This window comes from Thiococcus pfennigii (genome assembly GCF_016583835.1).
In the GTDB taxonomy this organism is placed as follows: Bacteria; Pseudomonadota; Gammaproteobacteria; order Chromatiales; family Chromatiaceae; genus Thiococcus; species Thiococcus pfennigii.
This window is the reverse complement of sequence record NZ_NRRW01000123.1, coordinates 1-2,026: the sequence shown is the minus strand read 5'-3', so window position 1 is coordinate 2,026 and position 2,026 is coordinate 1. Positions and strand designations below refer to the sequence as shown.

At 64.6% G+C, this 2,026-nt stretch carries 1 protein-coding gene; it reads left to right on the top strand.

Annotation, left to right across the window (positions count from 1 at the left end; genetic code table 11):
* The first annotated feature begins 553 nt into the window (after positions 1-553).
* The gene (ltrA, locus tag CKO41_RS18125; protein ID WP_200383270.1) at positions 554-1,906 is read left to right on the top strand and encodes a group II intron reverse transcriptase/maturase; all 1,353 of its coding nucleotides are present in this window, start codon (positions 554-556) and stop codon (positions 1,904-1,906) included.
* Positions 1,907-2,026: the final 120 nt, after the last annotated feature.

Sequence of the window (2,026 nt, the reverse complement as noted above, 5' to 3'; positions counted from 1 at the left end):
CTCTGGTGTGCCAGGACAAGCCTGGCCCGTCTAGCAGTCTGTGAGGTGACTGCCATGTGAAGTGCTGATGACACATGTAGCTGCGGTCTGTCGCGTGGAGGTAACGAAGCGCGGGGAGCGAGACCGGTTCGGGGTGGACACCGGGCGAAGCGGCCGAAAGCCGTGGACAGCGAAGCTGTGAGCCGTAAGCCGTCAAAGGTTGAACCGGGATCGGCCTCGTTACGCAAAGTGCAGGTGGCCAAGCTGCCAGATAAGCTGAAGCCAGCACGCGCCGGGAAGACATCAGCGTATGCACCGGAGCGGCCTGCCGGGGTGGGAGCGGACGGCGCGCAGTGACAGAGGGGTCGAGGAACCTGGGAGACCCGTCGTGCTCGGGGTCGTGCCCCGGAGGCCGCGTGGGAAGACATAACCGCGCGTGCTGGCACGTCGGGAGTCGGAGCGGTTCATAGTAGCGAGGAAGCGGGGTAATGTCCGTGGAGCGAAGGGACCGCGCTGTTGTCATGTTGTCTTTTGCAGAGAGGGGGCTATCCGCTTGTCGGAGCAAAACCGAACCATGACGGAGCGAAGGCACGTGCCGTTGCCGGCCGCGTTTGCGGACAATCGCGACGGGCTGCCGGAGAAGGTCTTCATACTGCGAAAGCGACTGTATATCAAAGCAAAGCAGGAGCCGCGTTTTCGGTTTTACGCGTTGTACGACCGGATCACGCGGCCAGACGTGCTCGCGGCGGCCTGGGACCAGGTGGCCATGAACGGTGGTGCGCCGGGTGTGGACGGCGTCAGCATCGAAGACGTGCTGAACGCCCCCGGGGGCGTGGACGGCTTTCTGACGGAGCTGCATGAGAGCCTCACGCAGAAGACCTACCGACCGCGAGCGGTGCGGCTGAAGATGATCCCCAAGGCGAATGGAGGGGAGCGCCCGCTGGGCATCCCCACGGTGCGGGACCGCGTCGTGCAAACGGCAGCGAAGCTGATCCTGGAGCCGATATTCGAGGCAGATTTTCTGGCTGTCTCGTACGGCTTCCGGCCAAGGCGCTCGGCGCATGACGCGCTCGATGCGATCGAGGAGGGCTTGGCACGGGGACTGACGGCCGTCTACGACGCCGACCTCAAGGGCTATTTCGACCGGATACCGCATGCCTTGCTGCTCGCCTGCGTGCAGCGGCGCGTCGCGGACGGTGCCGTGCTCAAGCTGATTCGTCAGTGGCTGCGCGCGCCGATGCAGGAGCAACCCCAGGGGCGGCGAGGACCGCCGAGAACGATCCGGCGTCGGGCCGGCACGCCGCAAGGCGGTGTCATCAGCCCGCTGCTGGCGAATCTCTACCTCCACTGGATGGACAAGCGCTTCCACGGTGCCGATGGACCGGCACAGTTCGCCAAGGCCCGGCTGGTGCGCTACGCCGATGACTTCGTCATCCTCGCCCGCTATCAGGGCACGCGCATCAGCGATTGGGTCGAGGCCATCGTGGAGGACTGGATGGGCTTGGAGATCAACCGCGACAAGACACGGACTGTCACACTGCGCCAACCCGGAGCGAGCCTGGACTTCCTGGGCTACACCTTTCGCTTCGAGCAGGACAAGTTCGGGCGCCCCCAGCGGTTTCTGAACCGGGTACCGAGCGCCAAGGCATGCGCTCGCGAGCGAGAACGACTGCGCCGGATGACCGGCCCGGAGCGCTGCCTCGTGCCGGTGCCGCAACTGATCACGGAGATCAATCAACAGGTCCGCGGATGGGCCAACTATTTCGGCAAGGGCCGCAGTCGCCCCGCCTTTCGCTCGATGAACTGGTTTCTCCAACAACGCGTCGTGCGGCACCTCAAGCGTCGGAGTCAGCGACCCTACCGGCCACCGGCAGGGGTGACATGGTACCAGCACATCTATAAGCACCTTGGACTGGTGCAGCTGTGATCCTGCGACTCCACTGCGACAGCGATGAACCATGAAGACAGCAGGAAAGCGCGGTGCGGGAAAACCGCATGCTGCGTTTGACGAGGGGGGCCAGGGGCAACCCTGGCCTCTACTCTACCG